Consider the following 1,008-nt stretch of genomic DNA (forward strand, 5'->3'; position numbering starts at 1 on the left):
GACATTGCTCCGCAGCCCAAATTCTGTGAGCGTCTGCGCTTGAGTCCTTCGGCCGAGCCGCCGATGAACCAATGCGTGGGGGTGGAGCCGTATAAAGAGCGTGAAGGTTGCAACTGTCAGACCCGTGAGGAGGGCAGCATGAAAGTCATCCGGTACTCCATCGGCCTCGCTTTATGGGGTTTAATCCCCGCATCGTTCCTTGCTGCACAATCGGCTGATGACAAAACCCCAATCGTGGTGGTTGCGCGGCCTGAACCTCGCGAAAAGACAGTGCGGCATTTGGTAGATCATATGACTGCGATGACGAACGGTCAGGTGGCGCGCTTCACGACATCAGTGTGTTTCGGCGTAGATGGTTTCGTCTCCCCGCATAACGAGACGGTAAGGTACCGTCTCGAGAAAGATGCCAGGCTTGCGAAGCTCGACGTTCGGGGAAAAGGGTGCAAGCCCAACGTGATGATCGTTCTCGTTAATGACGGCAAAACGCTTGTGAACACGCTGTTTCGGCAGAGGCCTAGGTTATTCGCCGATCAATCGCTAAATGAGCGTCGAACACTCATGAGCGAAACGGGGCCAGTCCGGGTTATAACGACAACTGATCTTCGCGGAGCCGAGGGGCAACTGCCGAGCAAGTTTGCGCCACCGGGAGTGAATATCGCTGGGGCATCTTACTATCTTCCGGTGCAGTCTGCATCAATTATAGACGTACCGATGCGGCAGGACATTCTGTGGTCGATGATACTGATCGACAATTCTGCCGTACTGGGAAAGTCGTTGAAGCAGATTGCCGATTACGCAGTGATGCGGACACTCGCACGCCTACGAGGTGCAGAAGTGGTGACAAGCGAGCCTACCATCCTCAGCTTGTTTGCTCACAACGCGCCATCGCCGCCGGCCGAACTCACTACCTGGGACCGCGGTTATCTTACCGGACTATACGAAGGAAACGCCAACCGAGCGGGCTACGCAAAGACGGCAGAAATCGCAGAGGCGATAAACGCTCGCATT

The 1,008-nt window shown here is 55.5% G+C and carries 1 protein-coding gene; it reads left to right on the forward strand.

Annotation, left to right across the window (positions count from 1 at the left end; genetic code table 11):
- Nucleotides 1-138: 138 nt before the first annotated feature.
- Nucleotides 139-1,008, forward strand: an 870-nt coding sequence (locus RH91_RS22190) for a hypothetical protein (protein WP_198283223.1), incomplete at its 3' end; no start/stop codon positions are given.

This window comes from Sphingomonas sp. PAMC 26617 (assembly GCF_000242835.1).
GTDB lineage: Bacteria > Pseudomonadota > Alphaproteobacteria > Sphingomonadales > Sphingomonadaceae > Sphingomonas.